The sequence below is a fragment of the Micromonospora sp. NPDC057141 genome, assembly GCF_042670805.1.
Taxonomy (GTDB): Bacteria; Actinomycetota; Actinomycetes; order Mycobacteriales; family Micromonosporaceae; genus Micromonospora.
Genome location: NZ_JBHUVA010000017.1, coordinates 52,341 through 70,055 on the forward strand (window position 1 = coordinate 52,341; position 17,715 = coordinate 70,055).

Below are 17,715 nucleotides of genomic sequence, written 5' to 3' on the forward strand. Positions count from 1 at the left end.
GGCGGGCGGGACCGGCGCGGACCCGTCCCGGCTCCACGTCGGGTGACGGTGGGTCGAGCAGAAGGTGACCGTTCCCCGTCCGACCCGCGACCACGACACCAACCGGACCGGTAGGCTGACCCGCGCCGTGCTCCCGACCGCGAGGGTTGACATGAAGATCGCCGTGACCGGCTCGATCGCGACCGACCATCTGATGAGCTTCCCCGGCCGGTTCGCCGACCAACTCATCGCCGACCAGCTCGACAAGGTCTCGCTCTCCTTCCTGGTGGACGACCTGGTGCTGCGCCGCGGCGGAGTGGCCGCCAACATCGCCTTCGGCATGGGCCAGCTGGGCCTGCGCCCGATCCTGCTCGGCGCGGTCGGCGCGGACTTCGCCGACTACCGCTCCTGGCTGGAGCGCCACGGCGTCGACTGCGAGTCCGTGCACGTCAGCGAGGTGGCGCACACGGCCCGCTTCGTCTGCACCACCGACACCGACATGTGCCAGATCGCCTCCTTCTACGCCGGGGCGATGAGCGAGGCGCGCAACATCGAGCTGGCCCCGGTCGCGCAGCGGCTCGGCGGGCTCGACCTCGTCCTGGTCGGCGCCAACGACCCCGACGCGATGCTGCGGCACTCCGCCGAGTGCCGCGACCGGGGGTACGCCTTCGTCGCCGACCCGTCGCAGCAGCTCGCCCGCATGGACGGCCGCGACGTGGTGGGGCTCATCGACGGCGCCGACTACCTCATGACCAACGAGTACGAGAAGTCCCTGCTGCAGAGCAAGGCCGGCCTCAGCGACGCCCAGCTGCTGGATCGGGTGAAGGTCCGGGTGACCACGCTGGGCAGCAACGGGGCGGAGATTGCCGGCCGGGACTTCGACACCATCCGCGTGCCGGTCGTCCGGGGTGCCCAGGCGGTCGACCCGACGGGTGTCGGCGACGGCTTCCGGGCCGGCTTCTTCACCGCCCTCTCCTGGGGGCTGGGCCTGGAGCGCGCCGCCCAGGTCGGTTGCCTGCTGGCCGCGCTGGTGCTGGAGACCGTCGGCACCCAGGAGTACGAGGTGCGCCCCGACGTGTTCGTCAAGCGCCTGGCGGAGTCCTACGGCGACCAGTCGGCCGACGACATCCGCCCCCACCTGCTCCCGTAACCCACCCAAGTTGGTGATCAAGAGGTTTGCGTCCCAGCAGAGATCGACTTTGACGCAAACCTCTTGATCACCAGGGCGGCGGGGCTACCGAGGCGGGCGTTACTGCCTTCGGGTGAGGGTCTTGGTGGTGGTTGCCGTGATGAACGCCGTCCAGTGGTGGGGCCGGAAGGCGAGAGTGGGGCCCGAGCGGTTCTTGCTGTCCCGCACGGCCACCACGTCGGGCAGCACGGCGCATTCCACGCATTCGCCGTTGTTGGTGCTGCGGCTGCTGGTGAACCAGCGGGCGGCGGTGAGGTCGGCGGTGGCGAGGTCGGGGGTGGACATCGTGGCCTCCGGGGGTCAGGCCGCGCCGGCCAGCTCCCTGATCAACGCGCGTGACTCGGCGGGCGAGAGGGCGACCTGGCGCAGGTTGTCTGCCACCATGCTATAGGTCCGCACGCCGTCCGGGTCCTGCACGTACATCGCCCCGTCCAGCACCTCGGTGTAGGCGATCGGCCGCACGTTGGCGAAGTCCAGCAGGACGAACTTGCCCAGCGGCGTCGCCGCGTGCGGCCCGTCCTCGGGACGGATGCTTGTCGAACTGGTGAACGAGTTCGCGCCCCGACGGTTCGCGATCTGCGAGGAGCACGGCGACCGGGTCGACGGTGCGGTCGTCGCCTGGGGCATGGCGTTCGCCGAGAGCGCCCTGCTGCGGTGCGACGATCAGACGTCGACCGGGCACTTCACGAGCGCCGAGAGCGCGCTGCGGCTCTTCGCCCGCACCGGTCGCCGACTCCGGCTGATCTGGATCGACGCCCTGCCCTGCGGCACGGGTCGGTGAGGCGCGAGGGGCGGACAGGTCAACCGATGCGGCGTACGTCGTAGCCCGGCCCGTCAGCGTGGGCGGCGACGAACTCCTGGCCGCGCATCCGGCACCACGCCGGGATGTCCACGGCCGCCGCCGGGTCGTCGGCGAGGACCCGCAGCACCGCGCCGACCGGCAGCTCCGGCAGCCGCCGGGCCAGCCTGATCACCGGCAGCGGGCAGCGCTGCCCCCGGCAGTCCAGCACCTCGGCCGGCGCAGCCCCCTCCGCCGGCGCAGCCCCCTCCGCCGGGGCAGTCCCCTCCGCCGGAGCCGGAGCCGGGCCGGTCACAGCCCCACCACCCCCGCCTCGGCCCGCAGTTGCGCGACGACCCCGGGCAGTTCGGCGAGGAACCTCTCCACATCGGCGACCGTCGTCTCCCGGTGCAGCGAGACCCGCACGTTGCCGTGCGACAGCACCCCCATCGCCTCCAGCACGTGCGACGGGCGCAGCGTCGACGACGTGCACGACGAGCCGGAGGAGACCGCGAAGCCGCGCCGGTCCAGCGCGTGCAGCAGCGCCTCCCCGTCGACGTACAGGCAGGAGAAGGTGACCAGGTGCGGCAGCCGGTCGACCGGGTCGCCGACCACCTCCACGTCGGGCACCTCCGCCGCCACCCGGGCCCGGATCCGGTCCACCAGCGGCGTCAGCCGGGCCGCCTCCGCCGCCGCGTCGGCCGCCGCCGCGCGCAGGCTCGCCGCCGCCGCCACGACCGCCGGCAGGTTCACCACCCCGGGGGTACGCCCCGACTCCCGCTCGTCCGCCGGCCACGGCGACTCCCAGCGGGTGCCCTTGCGCACCACCAGCAGCCCGACGCCGGGCGGCCCGCCCCACTTGTGCGCGCTGGCGGTCAGCACCGACCAGCCCGCCGGCACCGGCACCCGGCCCACCAGCTGCGCCGCGTCGACGTACAGCGGCACCCCGGCGGCGGCGCACGCGGCGGCGGCCCCGGCGACCGGCTGGACCGTGCCCACCTCGTGGCTGGCCCCGATCAGCGCGGCCAGGGCCACGCCCGGCGCGCGGACCGCGTCGGCGAAGGCGTCGAGGTCGAGCCGGCCGAGCCGGTCCACCGACACCGCGACGGCGCTGCCGCCGCCGGCCACGTGCCGCTGCGCGGCGTGCAGCACGGCCGAATGCTCGATCGCGGAGTGCACCAGCGTCGCGCCCACCCGCCGCCGTCCGGCCAGGCCGCCGAGCACCGCCGAGTGCGCCGCCGCCGTACCGCTGGGGGTGAAGGAGAGCTCGTCGGCGCGGACGCCGAGCGTGGCCGCGGCGGCCTCCCGGGCGGCGTCGAGGAGCTGGCGGGCCCGGCGGGCCTGGCTGTAGAGCCGGGCCGGGTCGGCCCAGCCGTCGTCGAGGGCGGCCAGCAGCGCCTGCCGGGCGACCGGGTGCGGCGGGGCGGCGGTGGCCGCGTCCAGGTAGACCGGGGATGCGCTCACGGCCCCGACGCTATCGCGCCGGTACGCCGAGGATCCCCCCGAAGGGGGCGTACGGCCACCCCAACACGGTCAGGCCCGTCATGGTCGAGTAATCTGCGACCGTCGGTGACGCCTTTGCCGCTGGTACGGGGACAACCAACCGCCACGGCGCGCTAGGGAGGCAGGACCAGGTGGTCGCAAGGAGTTCGGAGGTACGGCCCCCGGCCGTACGGCACAGCGCTTCTCCGGGAGCCGGTGGACGCCGGCGGCGTGGTGCTGGTCGGCTCGCCGGGCTCGGCCTCGGCGGCGCGGCGCTGCTGGTCCTGCTCACGGGCTGCGACGTCGGCAAGGCGTTCGGCGGATTCGGCTGGCCGCAGGGCGGCATCACGCCCGAGTCGCACCGAATGTACGACCTGTGGATCGCGTCCTGCATCGCGGCGCTCGCGGTCGGCGTGTTCGTCTGGGGCCTGATCTTCTGGTGCGTCGTGCGCTACCGGAAGCGGGGCAACGAGCTGCCGGTGCAGACCCGTTACAACCTGCCGATGGAGTTCCTCTACACGATCGCCCCGATCCTGATCGTGTCGGTGCTCTTCTACTACACGGCTGTCGTGCAGACCGACGTGATCCGCACGACGAAGAACCCGGACGTCACCGTCGAGGTCGTCGCCTTCAAGTGGAACTGGCAGTTCAACTACCGCGACGGCCAGGGCAAGGATGCCAACACGGTGGCGTCGGTGCTCGGCACCAGCGAGGTCATCCCGATCCTGGTCCTGCCGACCGGCCGGTCCATCCGGTTCGAGGAGACCAGCAAGGACGTCATCCACTCGTTCTGGGTGCCGGAGATGCTGTTCAAGCGGGACGTCATGCCCGGCAACATCCGCAACGTCTTCGAGGTCTCCAGCCTCGACGCCGAGGGCGCCTACGTGGGGCGCTGCGCCGAGCTGTGCGGCAGCTACCACGCCTTCATGAACTTCGAGCTGCGCGTGGTCTCCCCGCAGCAGTACGACCAGTTCCTGGCCGCCAAGCGCGACGGCAAGTCGACGCAGGAGGCGCTCACCGCGATCGGCGAGGACCCGTACGCCATCAAGACCAAGCCGTTCGACACGCGACGCAACACGGCCAACTTCAACCCCGACGACGTCGCGGCCGGCGCGGGAAGCTGAGGGAGCGGGCATGAAGACCGAGTGGCGTATCTTCCTGATCATCGCTGGGTTCCTCCTCGGCGCGACGATCCTCTACGGTGCCTGGACGTACGGCGACTCCGGCGGCCAGGTGGAGTGGGTCGGCACCGTGGCGCTGCTGCTGTCGTTCCTGCTCTGCTCGATGTGCGGCGGCTTCTTCTGGTTCGTCTCCCGCCGCATCGACCTGCGGCCGGAGGACCGGCCGGACGGCGAGATCGCCGACGGCGCGGGCGAGATCGGCTTCTTCAGCCCGGGCAGCTACTGGCCGTTCGGGCTGGCGCTGTCCGCCGCGATCGCCGGCCTGGGCCTGGTCTTCTGGCAGTTCTGGCTGCTGGGTCTGGGCCTGGTGGCGGTCGTCTTCGCCGCCTGTGGCCTGCTCTTCGAGTACTACAGCGGCACCCGGCGCACCGCCGAGCACTGAGCCACCCGTCGGCTTACGGAAGAAGCCCGCGCCTCCCGTTGAGGGGGCGCGGGCTTCTCCGCGTGATAGGCCCGGCGAGGTGATCGGCTCCCGGCGGTGAGTCGGTCGACCCGGCTGGGGTGGTCGCGGCGGAGTGATCGACTCCATGTCGGCGACGTGGGGTGATCCTCGTTCCCGGATACCGCCGTGTCGCCGACATCGCGCCCCGGCGCCCGCGCCCGCCCCACCCCGGTCGGGCGCGGCGCGTGGACCGGGTCAGGCCGCCCGGCGGCGGGATGGGTGGGCGGGGCGGGTGGCGAGCCGGGTCGCCGGGAAGGTGAACGTGGCGATCAGCAGCGCCGTGCCGCAGCCGGTGCAGACCAGCTCCGGGCAGTCGGCGCCGTGGCCGTCGGCGCACGGCGGCACCTCGAACGGCCGCACGCCCTCGCAAGTGTCGCAGTGGAGCTCGCGGTCCGACACGGGCGTCTCCTCTCATGGCCGAAGCGGGAGTCTGAGAATCACTCGGCTGTAGTTTCCCACGGGAGTCCGACAATTCCCGCCGGGGGCGGGGCCGGGTGGTGCGCGGAACCGGTGGGTCAGGCGGAGCGGGCCACGTCGACCCAGCGGTCGAGCACGGCCGCAGCTGCGCCGGAGTCGACCGCCTCGGCGGCGCGGGCCAGCCCGGTGCGCAGCGCCTCGGTCAGGTCGCCGTCCAGCGGCCCCTGGGTGGCCAGCGCGGCGGCGGCGTTGACCAGCACCGCGTCGCGGACCGGGCCGGCCTCGCCGGCCAGCAGCCGCCGGGCCACGCCCGCGTTGTACGTCGCGTCGCCGCCCCGCAGGTCGGCGAGGGTGACCCGGGGCACCCCGAGGTCCGTCGCGTCCAGCAGCGCCTCCCTGACGGTGCCACCCTGGGCCGCCCAGACCCGGGTGGGTGCGGCGGTGGTGAACTCGTCGAGGCCGTCCTCGCCGCGCAGCACCAGCACCGAGTCGCCCCGGGCGGCGAAGACGGCGGCCATCACCGGGGCCATCCGCACGTCGAAGCAGCCGACCGCGCCGGCCCGGGGCCGGGCCGGGTTGGTCAGCGGGCCGAGGAAGTTGAAGAACGTCGGGACGCCCAGCTCGCGCCGGACGGGGCCGGCGTGCCGCATGCCCGGGTGGAACCGGCCGGCGAAGCAGAAGCCGATGCCGGCCTCCGTGACGCAGCGGGCCACCCCCTCCGGGGTCAGGTCGAGCGGCACGCCCAGGAACTCCAGCAGGTCGGCCGTGCCGCAGGAGGACGAGGCGGCGCGGTTGCCGTGCTTGACCACGCGTACCCCCGCGCCGGCCACCACGAGGGCGGCCATGGTGGAGATGTTCACGGTGTGGGCGAGGTCACCGCCCGTGCCGACCACGTCGAGCGCGGACGACCGCAGCTCCTCCGGCAGCTCGACCGGGACCGCCTCGCCGAGCATCGCCTCGACCAGCCCGGCGACCTCGGCCGGGGTCTCGCCCTTGGCCCGCAGCGCGACGGCGAAGCCGGCGATCTGGGCCGGGGCCGCCGAGCCGGACATGATCTCGCCCATCGCCCAGGCGGTGTCCGCGGTGGAGAGCTCCTCCCCGCGCAGCAGCGCGGCGAGCAGGTGCGGCCAGGTCCGTTCGCCCATGGCGGGCCTCCCGAGCGGGCGTGGGGATGCGGGGGACGGGGTGCCGGCCGGTGCGAGCCGGTGCGGACCGGCACGACCGGACCGGGCGACGCCGGTGGCGCGCGGGCCGGGAGCGGCTCAGGCCGGGGCGTGGCTGCGCAGCAGCTCGGCCACGGTGGCGCCGGTGGTCACCGGGTCGAGGGGGTGCACGAGAGTGGCGTCGACCTCGGCGTACGCGGCCAGCCAACGGTCGGCGGCGCGGGCGATCACCAGGCAGGTCGGGGGAGCGTCGTCCCGGTCGTCCTTGATCTGCCGGGCGATGCCGAGGCCGCCGCCGGGGCTCGCCTCGCCGTCGAGCAGCATCAGGTCGATCTCGTAGTCGTCGACCAGCCGCACGCACCCGGCGTAGTCGGACGCGTCGACGAACTCGACGCGCAGCCCGGGAGCCGGGCGGGCGCCGACGGCCAGCCGCATCCGGTCGCGGACCTGCGGGTCGTCGCTGTAGAGCAGGACGGTGCAAAGACGATCGCTCATCGCTGGCTGACTCCCACCTCGTAGCTGCCGAGCATCGTACCCGTCGCCGCCGGCCGGTCGATGTCCCGCCCGGACGGGCCGGTGATCGTACCGGAACGGGCTGGTCAGGCCGGGGACTGCGCGGCCTGGTCGGCGCGCTCGCGGGCCTCCTGGCGGTCCAGCTCGCGGTCGAGCCGGCGGGCCTCCCGCTCCGACTGGCGCACCCACTGCACCACCAGGACCGCGAGCATCGTCACGCTGACGAACTCGCCGCCGGCCCACAGGATGCCCCCGGCGACCACCTGGTCCGCGGCGGGATCGGACCAGGTGAGGCCGAGCGACGGGTACCAGTCGCCGCCGAACAGGGTCGTGCTCTGCATGACCGTGAGCCCGAGCACGGTGTGGAACGGCACCGACAGCACCATCAGCAGCGCCCGGGCCGGGTACGGCCAGCGCCCCGGCAGCGGGTCGAGCCCGAGCAGCGGCCAGAAGAACACGCAGCCGGTCATGATGAAGTGCGCGTGCACCAGCTCGTGCGCCCAGGCGTGTTCGAGGGTGTAGCGGTACAGGTCGCTGAAGTAGAGCGCGAACGGGTTCACCACGAAGATGGCGAACGCCACCAGCGGGAAGCTGTAGACCCGGACGACGCGGCTGTGCACGATCGCCAGCAGCCGCTTGCGCGGCCCGACCGGCAGGGTGCGCAGCGCCAGGGTGACCGGCGCGCCGAGGGCCAGGAAGATGGGGGAGACCATCGACAGCACCATGTGCTGCACCATGTGTACCGACAGCAGCGCGGTGTCGTACGCGTGCAGGCCGCTGACGGTGACCGCCGCGATGCCGCCGAGGCCGGGGCCGAGGAAGAAGACGGTGCGGGAGACCGGCCAGCGGTCCCCGCGCAGCCGCAGCCGGTACACCCCGTAGAGGTAGAGCCCGGCGGCGAGGACCAGCCCGAGGGCCAGCCAGCTGTCCAGCCGGGTCTCGGTGAACACGCGGGCCACGGTGAACGGCGGCGGCAGCGGGTCCCCGCCGGCCGCGAGCGCCGGGGGCGCGGCGACCGCCGAGGTGGCGGCGAAGATCGAATCGACGTGCTGCACGCGTTTCAGGCTAGGCCAGGCGATTCGGACCGCCACGATCGGGCCACTGATGCCACGGGTTTGGCACCCCGCTGATCGCCGGCCGTGGTCAGGGGCAATAATGACCGCGTGACTGCGGCCCCAGCCATTGACAAGAGCCGGATCCATTCCCTGACGCGGCCCAACATGGTCAGCGTCGGGACGATCGTGTGGCTCTCCAGCGAACTCATGTTCTTCGCGGCGCTGTTCGCGATGTACTTCTCCATCCGCGCGGCGGCGCCGGAGCAGTGGGCGAAGCACACCGAGCACCTCAACATCCCGTACGCGACCACCTTCACGGTGATCCTGGTGTTGTCCTCGGTGACCTGCCAGCTCGGGGTGTTCGCCGCAGAGAAGGGTGACGTCCACGCCCTGCGGCGCTGGTTCACGATCACCTTCGTGATGGGTCTGATCTTCGTGCTCGGTCAGGTGAACGAGTACGTGACCCTGGTGCACGAGGGCGTGAAGATCAACGCGGACGGGTACGGGTCGATGTTCTACCTGACCACCGGCTTCCACGGCCTGCACGTGACCGGCGGTCTGGTCGCCTTCATCATCTTCATGGTCCGCACGACCATGGGCCGGTTCACCCCGGCGCAGGCCACGTCGGCGATCGTCGTGTCGTACTACTGGCACTTCGTCGACGTCGTGTGGATCGGCCTCTACGCCATGATCTACTGGCTTCAGTGATCTTGGCGCGTCACGAACCGCGCCGCTGCCCCGTCCTCTGAGACAAGGTCCCACCGGTTAAGGACACAGGTCATGACTTCTGACAACGACCGCCGACGCGGTCTGCTCGCGCGGTTGCGCGGCGAGCGGTCCGCAGCGCGCAGCAGGGGCCGCCGCCGGCTGGGCGCCGCGGTCCGCCTGATCGCCGCGCTCACGCTGGCCGGCGGCGCCTACACCGTTTTCGCCCCCGGCGTGCAGGCGCAGGAGAATCCGCCGCTCACCGGCGCCGCCGCCGAGGGCAAGGCGCTGTTCGACGTGAGCTGCGTGACCTGCCACGGCCGTAACGCGCAGGGTGTCGAGGGTCGTGGCCCGAGCCTGATCGGGGTCGGCGCGGCCTCCGTCGAGTTCCAGGTGAGCTCCGGCCGGATGCCGATGGCCCGGCAGGAGGCGCAGGCCATGCGCAAGCCGCCGGTCTTCACCGACGAGCAGGTCCGCCAGCTCGGCCAGTTCGTCCAGGAGCTCGGCGGGGGTCCGCAGGTCCCCGAGGGCGACCTGCGCGAGGGCGCCAACCTGGCCACCGGCGGCGAGCTGTTCCGGATCAACTGCTCGCAGTGCCACGCCTTCGGCGGTGGCGGCGGCGCCCTGTCCTCCGGCAAGTACGCGCCGAGCCTGCACCCGGCCAGCGACCGGCAGATCTACGCCGCGATGCTCAGCGGCCCGCAGAACATGCCGGTGTTCGGGGACAACCAGATCACCCCGGAGCAGAAGGCGGACATCATCGCCTACATCCAGGACACCCTGAAGCACGACCAGGACCAGGGCGGCTTCAACCTCGGCCGGTACGGGCCGTCCACCGAGGGACTGGCGATCTTCCTGATCGGCATCGTCGCGCTCGTCTTCGCCAGCCTGTGGATCGCGGGCAAGTCGTGACCGAGCGGATCATTCGATTCAGCGCTGCGGTGCCGCGGTCCGGCACCGCCCGTAGCGAGGTGACGGCATGAGCACCAAGACCGAGCACCAGGCCCACCAGGGCCCGGAGCCGCTCGACGTCCACGACCCGCGGCTGAGCCGGTTCGACATCGTCCGGGAGGGCGCGCGCCGGGACGACATCGAGATCGTCCACTACGAGGAGCAGGTCGTCCCGGGCAGCAAGGCCGAGCGCCGGCTGACCCGTACGGTCGCCTCGATGTTCCTGCTGACCGGCCTGGCCGCCACCGCCTTCCTGGTCGTCTACATCTGGTGGCCGTGGGAGTACGAGCCGGGCACCGGCGGGGACAAGTACTACACCCCGCTGCTCGGACTCACCCTCGGGGTGGCCCTGCTGGGCATCGGTTTCGGCATCCTGACCTGGGGCAAGAAGCTGCTGCCCAAGGAGGTCTCGATCCAGGACCGGCACGAGAACGACCCGAACGCGCCGGAGAGCCGCAAGATCACCGGTGAGACGATGCTCTACCTCGCCGACGAGCTCGGCGTGAAGCGTCGCCCGCTGCTGGGCATCTCGTTGCTGGCCGGCCTCGCGCCGGTCGGCGCGGTCGCCGCGGCCCCGCTCGTCGGCGGCCTGATCTCCGACCCACACAAGAACAACCAGATGTTCACCACCGGCTTCGCGCCGGCCGACGGCCACAAGATCCGGCTGGTCCGCGAGGACGGTCGGCCGATCCGCCCGGCGGACATCAGCGCCGGCGGCCAGCTGACCGTCTTCCCCGGCATCGAGCACGGGGTGAGCAACAAGCACGCCGACTCCCCGACGCTGCTGATCCACCTGCGCGAGTCCGACGCCCAGGTGTCCCGCGAGGCCAACCAGCGGGTCGGCCACGGGAACTACATGTGGGGCAACTACGCGGCGTTCTCCAAGATCTGCACGCACGCGGGCTGCCCGGCGAGCCTGTACGAGCAGCAGACCAACCGGCTGCTCTGCCCGTGCCACCAGTCGCAGTTCCTGATCACCGACAACGCCCGGCCGGTCTTCGGCCCCGCGAGCCGGCGGCTGCCGCAGCTGCCGATCGAGGTGGACGACGAGGGCTTCTTCGTGGCGCGGTCGGACTACACCGAGACCGTCGGGCCTGACTTCTGGGAGCGGCCGTGAAGCGTCGTAAGTTGGACATGGCGTCCGTTCCGGGCAAGGCCGCGGTGGGGGTGGACGAGCGCTTCCAGGTCTCCACGCCGCTGCGCAAGCTGCTGAACAAGGTCTTCCCCGACCACTGGTCGTTCCTGCTCGGCGAGATCGCGCTGTTCTCGTTCGTCGTGCTGCTGCTGACCGGCGTCTTCCTCACGTTCTTCTACGAGCCGGCGATGACCGAGGTGGTCTACAACGGCAGCTACGCCCCGCTGCGGGGTACGCCGATGTCGGCCGCGTACGCCTCCAGCCTGGACCTGTCGTTCGACGTCCGCGGTGGCCTGGTCATGCGGCAGATGCACCACTGGTCGGCGCTGCTGTTCATGGCCGCGATCGTCGTGCACATGCTGCGGGTCTTCTTCACCGGCGCGTTCCGCAAGCCGCGCGAGACCAACTGGATCATCGGCTCGCTGCTGTTCTGGGTGGGATTCCTGGCCGGCTTCACCGGCTACTCGCTGCCGGACGACGGCCTCTCCGGCACCGGCCTGCGGATCGCCTCCGGCATCATGCTGTCGATCCCGGTGATCGGCTCCTGGGTCACCTCGTCGATCTTCGGCGGGGAGTTCCCGGGCGAGATCATCATCAGCCGGTTCTTCATCGCCCACGTGCTGCTCATCCCGGGCCTGCTGGTGGCGCTGATCAGCGCCCACCTCGGCCTGGTCTTCAAGCAGAAGCACACCCAGTGGCCCGGCCCCGGCCGGACCAACGAGAACGTGGTCGGCGAGCGGATGTTCCCGCGCTACGCGCTCAAACAGGGCGGCTTCTTCATGGTCGTCTTCGGCGTGATCGCCCTGATGGGCGGCCTGTTCCAGATCAACCCGATCTGGTACTTCGGCCCGTACGAGGCGTGGGTGGTCTCGGCCGCCAGCCAGCCCGACTGGTACGTCATGTTCCTCGACGGCTCGACCCGCCTCATGCCGGCGTGGGAGATCAACATTCCGATCGGCGACGGGTACGTCATCCCGCCGCTGTTCTGGCCCACCGTCGTGCTGCCGGGCATCCTGGTCGGCCTCTCCACGCTCTACCCGTTCGTGGAGGCCCGCCGGCTCAAGGACTACCGCAGCCACAACCTGCTCCAGCGCCCTCGCGACGTCCCCGAGCGGACCGCGATCGGCGCGATGGCGGTGGCGTTCTACATCGTGCTGACCCTCTCCGGTGGCAACGACGTGATCGCGGACAAGTTCCAGATCAGCCTCAACGCGATGACCTGGGCGGGCCGGATCGGCCTGCTGGTGGTCCCGCCGCTGGCGTACTACGTGACGTACCGGATCTGCCTCGGCCTCCAGCAGCACGACCGGGAGGTGCTGGCCCACGGCGTGGAGACCGGCATCATCCGCCGGCTGCCGGACGGCCGGTTCGAGGAGGTCCACCAGCCGCTGACCGCCGGCGGCCACGACGGTCACGGCGAGCTGGAGTACGCCGGCTGGGTGGTGCCCAAGAAGATGAACCGGCTCGGTGCCCTCGGGCCCGCCATCCGGGGCTTCTTCTACCCGATCGAGAAGCCGGCCGAGTCGCCGGTCTCGCCGGGGCACCCGCCGGTCGAGCCCCGGCCGGAGCGCAAGGAGATCGGCAGCGGGGAAGCCCGCCGCTGACCCGCCGCACCAACAAGCCGCACGTGGCGCCCGCCGAACCCTCGGCGGGCGCCACGTCCGGTTTCCGCCCCCGGGCGACCGCCGAGCGCCGGCGGCACCCCGGCACCTCCCGCCATGCGGCTGCGGATTCGCAGGGTTAATCCGGGTCAGCCGGGTATCCGTGCGGTCCAACGAAAAGGGGGAGGGAAACATGTTGGGTCTCAAGCGCCTCGGACTGCTCGCCGCCCTGGTGGTGGTGGGGCTGGCGCCCGCGGCGGCGGCACAGGCCGCACAGCCGTCGACGCAGGACAGCCAGTACCTGCAGGCGCTGCACCAGGTGAACCTCGCGGAGATCGAGTCCGGGAACCTGGCGCAGCAGAAGGGTCAGAACCAGCAGGTCAAGGACCTGGGTGCGCAGTTCGTCACGGATCACACCCAGCTCGACCAGACGGTGCAGGACACCGCGCAGCAGCTGAACGTGAAGCTGCCGGACGCGCCGACCGCCGACCAGCAGAAGGTCATCAACAAGCTCAAGAAGCTCAGCGGCGCCGAGTTCGACAAGGCGTGGGTGACCGCTGAGCTGGCCGGTCACGTCCAGGCCATCCAGGCCACCCAGACGGAGATCTCGCAGGGCACCGAGCAGTCGGTGGTCCAGCTGGCCCAGAACGCCCTGCCGGTGCTCCAGGCGCACTACGACGCGCTGGTGGCCCTGGCCCAGACCCTGGGCGTCCCGGTCCCGCAGACCAGCGCCAGCGGCACGCCCAGCCCGGGCGCGACCACCACGACGCCCGCTCCGGGCGGCACCACCGAGGCCCCGGCCCCGGGCGGCACCACCGAGGCCCCGGCCCCGGGCGGCACCACCGAGTCGCCGACCCCGGAGATCACCGAGACGCCGGCCCCGAGCGTCAGCTGACGCCGCAACACCCCAGGTAGTAGCCAGCCCGCCGCTCGGTGGGCTGGCTACCGCCGTGGCGGCTGGACGGATTGCAGCCGGCGGCGGGATCAGCCGGTGCCGGTGGCGGGATCAGTCGGTGCCGGCCAGCCCGATCGCGAACGCCTCCTCCAGGTCGTGCTGCGAGTAGGCTCGGAAGGCGATGTGGGACTCGGTGTCGATCACCCCGGGCACCTTGGAGATGCTGCCGGCGATGACCTGGGCGATCTGGTCGAACTCCCGCACCCGCACGATGGCGATCAGGTCGACGTGCCCGGCCACCGAGTAGACCTCGCTCACCCCGGGCAGGGCCGCCAGGTTCTCGGCCACCTCGGGGATCGAGTCGGTGGCGCAGTCGATCAGGACGATCGCGGTGATCACTGGTCTGCCCTTCGTCGCGCGTGCCCGCCACGCCGGTGGTGGCGTCGACGACCATCGTAGGCGCGCCCGCTGGATCCTGTGCAGCGGTGCGGCGCGGCTCGTCGTGAGAGCGTCCCGCGACCACGCTCCGCGAATCGCCATAGGGCCTCTTGCCGGTGAAAGGTAGCCTCACTCTCCGCTGCCATCATCCGACCTCGCCTGACACCTTCCACCTCCTTTGCTCTGCACCCACGGGCGCAACAATGCGCGGAGCTGGGCGTACGCAAGATCCGAACCGGGGCGGACCCGGCGATTCGATTGCGCTGTGCGACCGCTGCGTGGGTGGGTGCAGAGCAAAGGGGAGAGTTGGAGGGGTGGGGTCGGCGGGTCGGCTGACTACGTTGCGTCACCTATCGCGGCGCGCCGAGGCACCCGGGGCCGGTGCGAGCGGTGAGCGGAGCCGCCAGCCGGGGCGGGCTGCGGGCGGGCCGCGACGGTCAGGCCGCTCAGCGGGGCTCCGCCGCGACGGTCAGGCCCCCGGCCACGCGGACCACCCCGGTCAGGTGCTCCCCGGCGGCCACCTCGGCGCCCGGCCAGAGCACCGAGCGGATCACCTCGCCCCGCACGGTCGCCCCCGCGCCCACCACCGCCTCCCGGCACCGCCCCGTCACCGTGGCGGTCGGGTCGACCAGGTTGCCGCCGCCCGCCGCGTGCAGGTTGGCCGTCAGGTAGTCGGCCGGCGTGCCGGTGTCGTAGAAGATACCGGCGTAGGGCACCACGGTCAGCGCCCCGGCCGCCTCGGCCGGCCGCCACACCGCCCGGACCAGGTCGCCCGGCTCCACGGCGAGGCCCCGCACCAGCCGCCACGGCAGCAGCGAGAAGCCGGTGAACCGGTGGCCCGAGAAGGTGCCGGGGGCGGCCGGGTCGTCGGCGGGCTGGCCGAGCAGGCGTACGGTCTCGCCGTCCCAGCCGGCGAGCAGCGCGGCGATGTCCGGTCCCGGGTCGGCGGCCGGGTCGGCGAGGTACGCGTCGGCGTTGCCGACCAGCACGCCCCGGCCGGCGATCCAGTCCCGCAGGTTCGCCACCCCACCGGCGGTGCCGAGCGGGGCGCCCGGCTCGACCGAGAGGCGGGCCCGGTCGCCGACGTGCGCGACGACCTGCTCACCGAGGTAGCAGGCGTTCACCGCCACCCGGGCCGGGCCGGCGAGGCCGAGCCCGGCGAGCCGGGCCAGCGCCCGGTCGAGCAGCGGCACGTTGCCCACCGGGCAGAGTGCCTTCGGCAGCCGTTCGGTGAGCGGGCGCAGCCGGGTCCCCTCGCCGGCGGCGAGCACCACTGCGCAGACCTCCGGCCCGTCGGCCGGACCGCCCACCGCGCTCCCCGGCCCGCCGGCCGTCGGGTTGGTCACGCAGCCGGGCCGGGCGGCGCCTCGCCGGCGCGCGGCCCGATGCCGTAGCGGCCGAGCAGGTTCGCCGTGGCGCGGCTCAGCCTCGGCAGGTCGTCCAGCGGATGCCAGGCGGCCTCGAAGACCTCGGCGCCGTCGACCGTCAACTGCGTGGTCGACGCCGGGACCTCCGCCTCGAAGACGACGTCCACCCAGCCCTTGGCGTGCACCACGGCGTTCGGCACGGCCGGGCGGAGCCGGTCGGGGGAGAGCCGGACCCCGGACTCCTCGAACAGCTCGCGGGCCGCGCCGACGACCGGCTCCTCGCCGCGTTGCAGCAGCCCGGCCGGGAGCGTCCAGCTGTGTCCAGGGGGCTGACGTAGCAGCAGCAGGCGACCGGCGCCCTCGGCCTCGGTGTCGCGGACCAGGGTGACCGCCCCGACGATGTACTTCGGTGTGGCGAGCCGGACCAGCCGGCGGCGCATCGACACGGGTAGCCGGTAGAAGACCTGGTAGGCGAAGGCCCGTCCGGTGGCGCGGGAGCGGGGGATCATCGCTTCAGGCTAGTGGCCGGTGCGGGGCGGACCGGGCACCGGGGCAGGAACGTCACTGGCGGTGGTCGACCAGGTCGATGAGCTGCAGGACCACCGCGTCCGGTTCGAGGGCCCGGTCGAAGACCGCCACCAGCAGGGTCTCCAGGTCGGGGTAGCCCAGCTCCTCCGACAGCCGCAGCAGCGGCAGGTCGTTGGCCAGCCCCCGGTCGTGCTTGCGCAGCGCCAGCCCGATCGTGGCCCGGCCGAGGCGGACCTTGTCGGCGATCGAGATGCCCGGCTCGGTGTGCTCGGCGAACCAGCGGTTGATCTGCATCTGGGCGTGCGGTGACTTGACGAAGCCGAGCCACTCCCGGCGGGGGCCGCGCGGGGCGACGTCCGCCTCGAAGCCGGACTCCGCATCGGACTCGGTGAAGATCTCCACCACGTCGCCCTCCTCCAGCTCGGAGGAGAGCGGGGCGAGCCGGCCGTTGATCCGGGCCGCCAGGCAGCGGTCGCCCCGGTCGGGGCCCAGCTCGTACGCCACGTCGACCGGAGTGGCCCCCGCCGGCAGGACCACCTGCCGCCCCTCGACGACCACCTGGATCTGCGCCTCGGCGAGGTCGCAGCGCAGCGACTCCAGGAACTGCGCCGGGTCGGGCGCCTCCTGCTCCCAGTCGAGCACGCGGCGCAGCCAGTCGAGTTGCTCGGCCTGGGCGGCAGCCCTGGCGGTGCGGGGGTAGCGGAAGTCGGCGGCGATGCCGTACTCGGCGGCGAGGTGCATCTCCACGGTGCGGATCAGCACCTCGACCGTGCGGTCCTTCGGCCCGCAGACGCTGGTGTGCAGGGAGCGGTAGAGGTTGTTCTTCGGGGAGGCGATGAAATCCTTGAACCGGCCCGGCACGGGTCGCCAGAGGCCGTGCACCGCGCCGAGGGCGGCGTAACAGTCGGTCGCCGGGCCGTCCACGACGATCACGATCCGGGGCAGGTCGAGCGGGATGCTGTGCCCGCCGGCGACGGTGTCCTTCCAGATCGAGTAGAGGTGCCGGGGTCGGGGGGAGACCTGGGCGTCGACGCGGCTGCGGCGCAACGCCACCTTCGCCTTGGCGACCACGTCGTCGAGGTACGCCGACCAGCCGGGCCGGTCGTGCACGAACCGGGCGATGCGGGCGTGCTCGTCGGGCTCCAGGTGCAGCAGCACCACGTCGTCCAGCTCGCGTTTGAGGGTCTGGATGCCCAGCCGGTCGCAGAGCGGGACCAGTACCTCCAGCGTCTTGCGGGCGATCCGCTCCCGCGACGCGGCCGAGCGGACCCCGAGGGTACGCATGTTGTGCAGCCGGTCGGCCAGCTTGATGATCAGGACCCGGACGTCCTTGCCGGCTGCGACGATCATCTTCCGGGTGGTCTCCGCCTCGGCGGCCTTGCCGTAGAACGCCTTGTCGAACTTCGTCACCCCGTCGACCAGGTGGGCCACCTCGCCGCTGAAGTCCTCGGCGAGGGCCTGCAGGGTATAGCGGGTGTCCTCCACCGTGTCGTGCAGCAGCGCGGCGACCAGTGTGGTCGCGTCCATGCCCAGCTCGGCGCAGATCTGGGCGACCGCCAGCGGGTGGGTGATGTACGGCTCGCCGCTCTTGCGGAACTGGCCGCGGTGCATGTTCTCCGCGATCGTGTAGGCCCGGCGCAGCACCGCCGCCTCCGTGGCCGGGTGGATGCCCCGGTGCGTGCGGATCAGGTGGGTCACCGGGTCCGTGTCGGAGGTGGGCCAGCTCAGCAGCGACCGCAGCCGCCGCGCCAGGGGCAGGTCGCCCGGCTGGGTCGGGAGCGCGCCCCCCAGGGCGGCGCCGTGTCCGGCGTCGACGTCCACGAGGGACACCTCCTCACCCCGGCCCCTCGGTCACCGGGCACGGCAACCGGGAGCAGGCCCACGAAACGGGCAGTA

At 72.4% G+C, this 17,715-nt stretch carries 21 protein-coding genes; 9 read left to right on the plus strand and 12 right to left on the minus strand.

The features are described from left to right. The first annotated feature begins 151 nt into the window (after positions 1-151). Entirely contained in the window at positions 152-1,129 is a 978-nt protein-coding gene (locus tag ACFT41_RS12730) for a carbohydrate kinase family protein (protein WP_377586940.1), read from the plus strand. Between the two features lie 99 nt (positions 1,130-1,228). Here the strand turns inward: ACFT41_RS12730 and ACFT41_RS12735 are convergent, their stop codons facing one another. Next, positions 1,229-1,453, minus strand: coding sequence for a DUF397 domain-containing protein (locus ACFT41_RS12735; protein WP_377586928.1), 225 nt, complete (start codon positions 1,451-1,453; stop codon positions 1,229-1,231). 15 nt (positions 1,454-1,468) lie between these two features. Beyond that, entirely contained in the window at positions 1,469-1,795 is a 327-nt protein-coding gene (locus ACFT41_RS12740) for a Scr1 family TA system antitoxin-like transcriptional regulator (RefSeq protein ID WP_377586927.1), read from the minus strand. Here ACFT41_RS12740 and ACFT41_RS12745 point away from each other — a divergent pair. Then, the gene (locus ACFT41_RS12745) at positions 1,794-1,949 is read left to right on the plus strand and encodes a hypothetical protein (RefSeq protein ID WP_377586926.1); all 156 of its coding nucleotides are present in this window, start codon (positions 1,794-1,796) and stop codon (positions 1,947-1,949) included. The genes ACFT41_RS12740 and ACFT41_RS12745 overlap by 2 nt on opposite strands. A gap of 19 nt (positions 1,950-1,968) precedes the next feature. Here the strand turns inward: ACFT41_RS12745 and ACFT41_RS12750 are convergent, their stop codons facing one another. Then, positions 1,969-2,178 (minus strand): sulfurtransferase TusA family protein, encoded by a 210-nt coding sequence (locus ACFT41_RS12750; protein WP_377586939.1) that lies wholly within the window; start codon positions 2,176-2,178, stop codon positions 1,969-1,971. Between the two features lie 80 nt (positions 2,179-2,258). Further along, positions 2,259-3,410 carry a cysteine desulfurase family protein gene (locus tag ACFT41_RS12755; RefSeq protein ID WP_377586925.1) on the minus strand — a complete coding sequence of 384 codons (1,152 nt, stop codon included), beginning with the start codon at positions 3,408-3,410 and terminating at the stop codon, positions 2,259-2,261. A 170-nt stretch (positions 3,411-3,580) separates the two neighbouring features. Here ACFT41_RS12755 and coxB point away from each other — a divergent pair, with 170 nt between their 5' ends. Together coxB and ACFT41_RS12765 are read left to right on the plus strand one after the other, a co-directional pair. Continuing rightward, a complete protein-coding gene (gene coxB, locus ACFT41_RS12760) occupies positions 3,581-4,552 on the plus strand; it encodes a cytochrome c oxidase subunit II (protein ID WP_377586924.1) in 972 nt (323 codons plus the stop codon). 10 nt (positions 4,553-4,562) lie between these two features. Continuing rightward, positions 4,563-4,991, plus strand: coding sequence for a cytochrome c oxidase subunit 4 (locus ACFT41_RS12765; protein ID WP_377586923.1), 429 nt, complete (start codon positions 4,563-4,565; stop codon positions 4,989-4,991). Between the two features lie 255 nt (positions 4,992-5,246). Here the strand turns inward: ACFT41_RS12765 and ACFT41_RS12770 are convergent, their stop codons facing one another. From ACFT41_RS12770 to ACFT41_RS12785, 4 genes are all read right to left on the minus strand, one after another. After that, on the minus strand, positions 5,247-5,411 hold the full coding sequence (locus ACFT41_RS12770; RefSeq protein WP_377586922.1) for a hypothetical protein: 165 nt from the start codon (positions 5,409-5,411) through the stop codon (positions 5,247-5,249). Positions 5,412-5,566: 155 nt separating this feature from the next. Further along, on the minus strand, positions 5,567-6,613 hold the full coding sequence (gene trpD / locus ACFT41_RS12775; RefSeq protein ID WP_377586921.1) for an anthranilate phosphoribosyltransferase: 1,047 nt from the start codon (positions 6,611-6,613) through the stop codon (positions 5,567-5,569). Positions 6,614-6,730: 117 nt separating this feature from the next. Beyond that, on the minus strand, positions 6,731-7,126 hold the full coding sequence (locus ACFT41_RS12780; RefSeq protein WP_377586920.1) for a hypothetical protein: 396 nt from the start codon (positions 7,124-7,126) through the stop codon (positions 6,731-6,733). 104 nt (positions 7,127-7,230) lie between these two features. Then, entirely contained in the window at positions 7,231-8,199 is a 969-nt protein-coding gene (locus ACFT41_RS12785; protein WP_377586919.1) for a cytochrome c oxidase assembly protein, read from the minus strand. A gap of 108 nt (positions 8,200-8,307) precedes the next feature. On the opposite strand from ACFT41_RS12785, the gene ACFT41_RS12790 reads away from it, so the two are divergent. The 5 genes from ACFT41_RS12790 to ACFT41_RS12810 all read left to right on the plus strand — a co-directional run bounded on the left by ACFT41_RS12790 (position 8,308) and on the right by ACFT41_RS12810 (position 13,486). Beyond that, the gene (locus tag ACFT41_RS12790) at positions 8,308-8,907 is read left to right on the plus strand and encodes a heme-copper oxidase subunit III (protein WP_377586918.1); all 600 of its coding nucleotides are present in this window, start codon (positions 8,308-8,310) and stop codon (positions 8,905-8,907) included. A gap of 72 nt (positions 8,908-8,979) precedes the next feature. Further along, positions 8,980-9,816, plus strand: coding sequence for a cytochrome c (locus ACFT41_RS12795; RefSeq protein WP_377586917.1), 837 nt, complete (start codon positions 8,980-8,982; stop codon positions 9,814-9,816). A gap of 67 nt (positions 9,817-9,883) precedes the next feature. Beyond that, the gene (locus tag ACFT41_RS12800; protein ID WP_377586916.1) at positions 9,884-10,972 is read left to right on the plus strand and encodes a ubiquinol-cytochrome c reductase iron-sulfur subunit; all 1,089 of its coding nucleotides are present in this window, start codon (positions 9,884-9,886) and stop codon (positions 10,970-10,972) included. Further along, positions 10,969-12,594, plus strand: coding sequence for a cytochrome bc complex cytochrome b subunit (locus ACFT41_RS12805; RefSeq protein WP_377586915.1), 1,626 nt, complete (start codon positions 10,969-10,971; stop codon positions 12,592-12,594). Before ACFT41_RS12800 ends, ACFT41_RS12805 begins: the two co-directional genes overlap by 4 nt. Positions 12,595-12,784: 190 nt before the next feature. Continuing rightward, positions 12,785-13,486, plus strand: a complete 702-nt coding sequence (locus ACFT41_RS12810; RefSeq protein ID WP_377586914.1) for a DUF4142 domain-containing protein — start codon at positions 12,785-12,787, stop codon at positions 13,484-13,486. A gap of 111 nt (positions 13,487-13,597) precedes the next feature. Here the strand turns inward: ACFT41_RS12810 and ACFT41_RS12815 are convergent, their stop codons facing one another. The 4 genes from ACFT41_RS12815 to ACFT41_RS12830 form a co-directional block, all read right to left on the minus strand. Then, on the minus strand, positions 13,598-13,885 hold the full coding sequence (locus tag ACFT41_RS12815) for an Lrp/AsnC family transcriptional regulator (RefSeq protein ID WP_377586913.1): 288 nt from the start codon (positions 13,883-13,885) through the stop codon (positions 13,598-13,600). Positions 13,886-14,370: 485 nt separating this feature from the next. Next, complete coding sequence (locus tag ACFT41_RS12820; RefSeq protein ID WP_377586912.1) at positions 14,371-15,234, minus strand: NDP-sugar synthase; 864 nt, start codon at positions 15,232-15,234, stop codon at positions 14,371-14,373. A gap of 32 nt (positions 15,235-15,266) precedes the next feature. Continuing rightward, positions 15,267-15,800: an NUDIX hydrolase gene (locus ACFT41_RS12825; protein WP_377586911.1), complete on the minus strand. Its 534-nt coding sequence runs from the start codon at positions 15,798-15,800 to the stop codon at positions 15,267-15,269. A gap of 52 nt (positions 15,801-15,852) precedes the next feature. After that, on the minus strand, positions 15,853-17,640 hold the full coding sequence (locus ACFT41_RS12830; RefSeq protein WP_377586938.1) for a RelA/SpoT family protein: 1,788 nt from the start codon (positions 17,638-17,640) through the stop codon (positions 15,853-15,855). Positions 17,641-17,715: the final 75 nt, after the last annotated feature.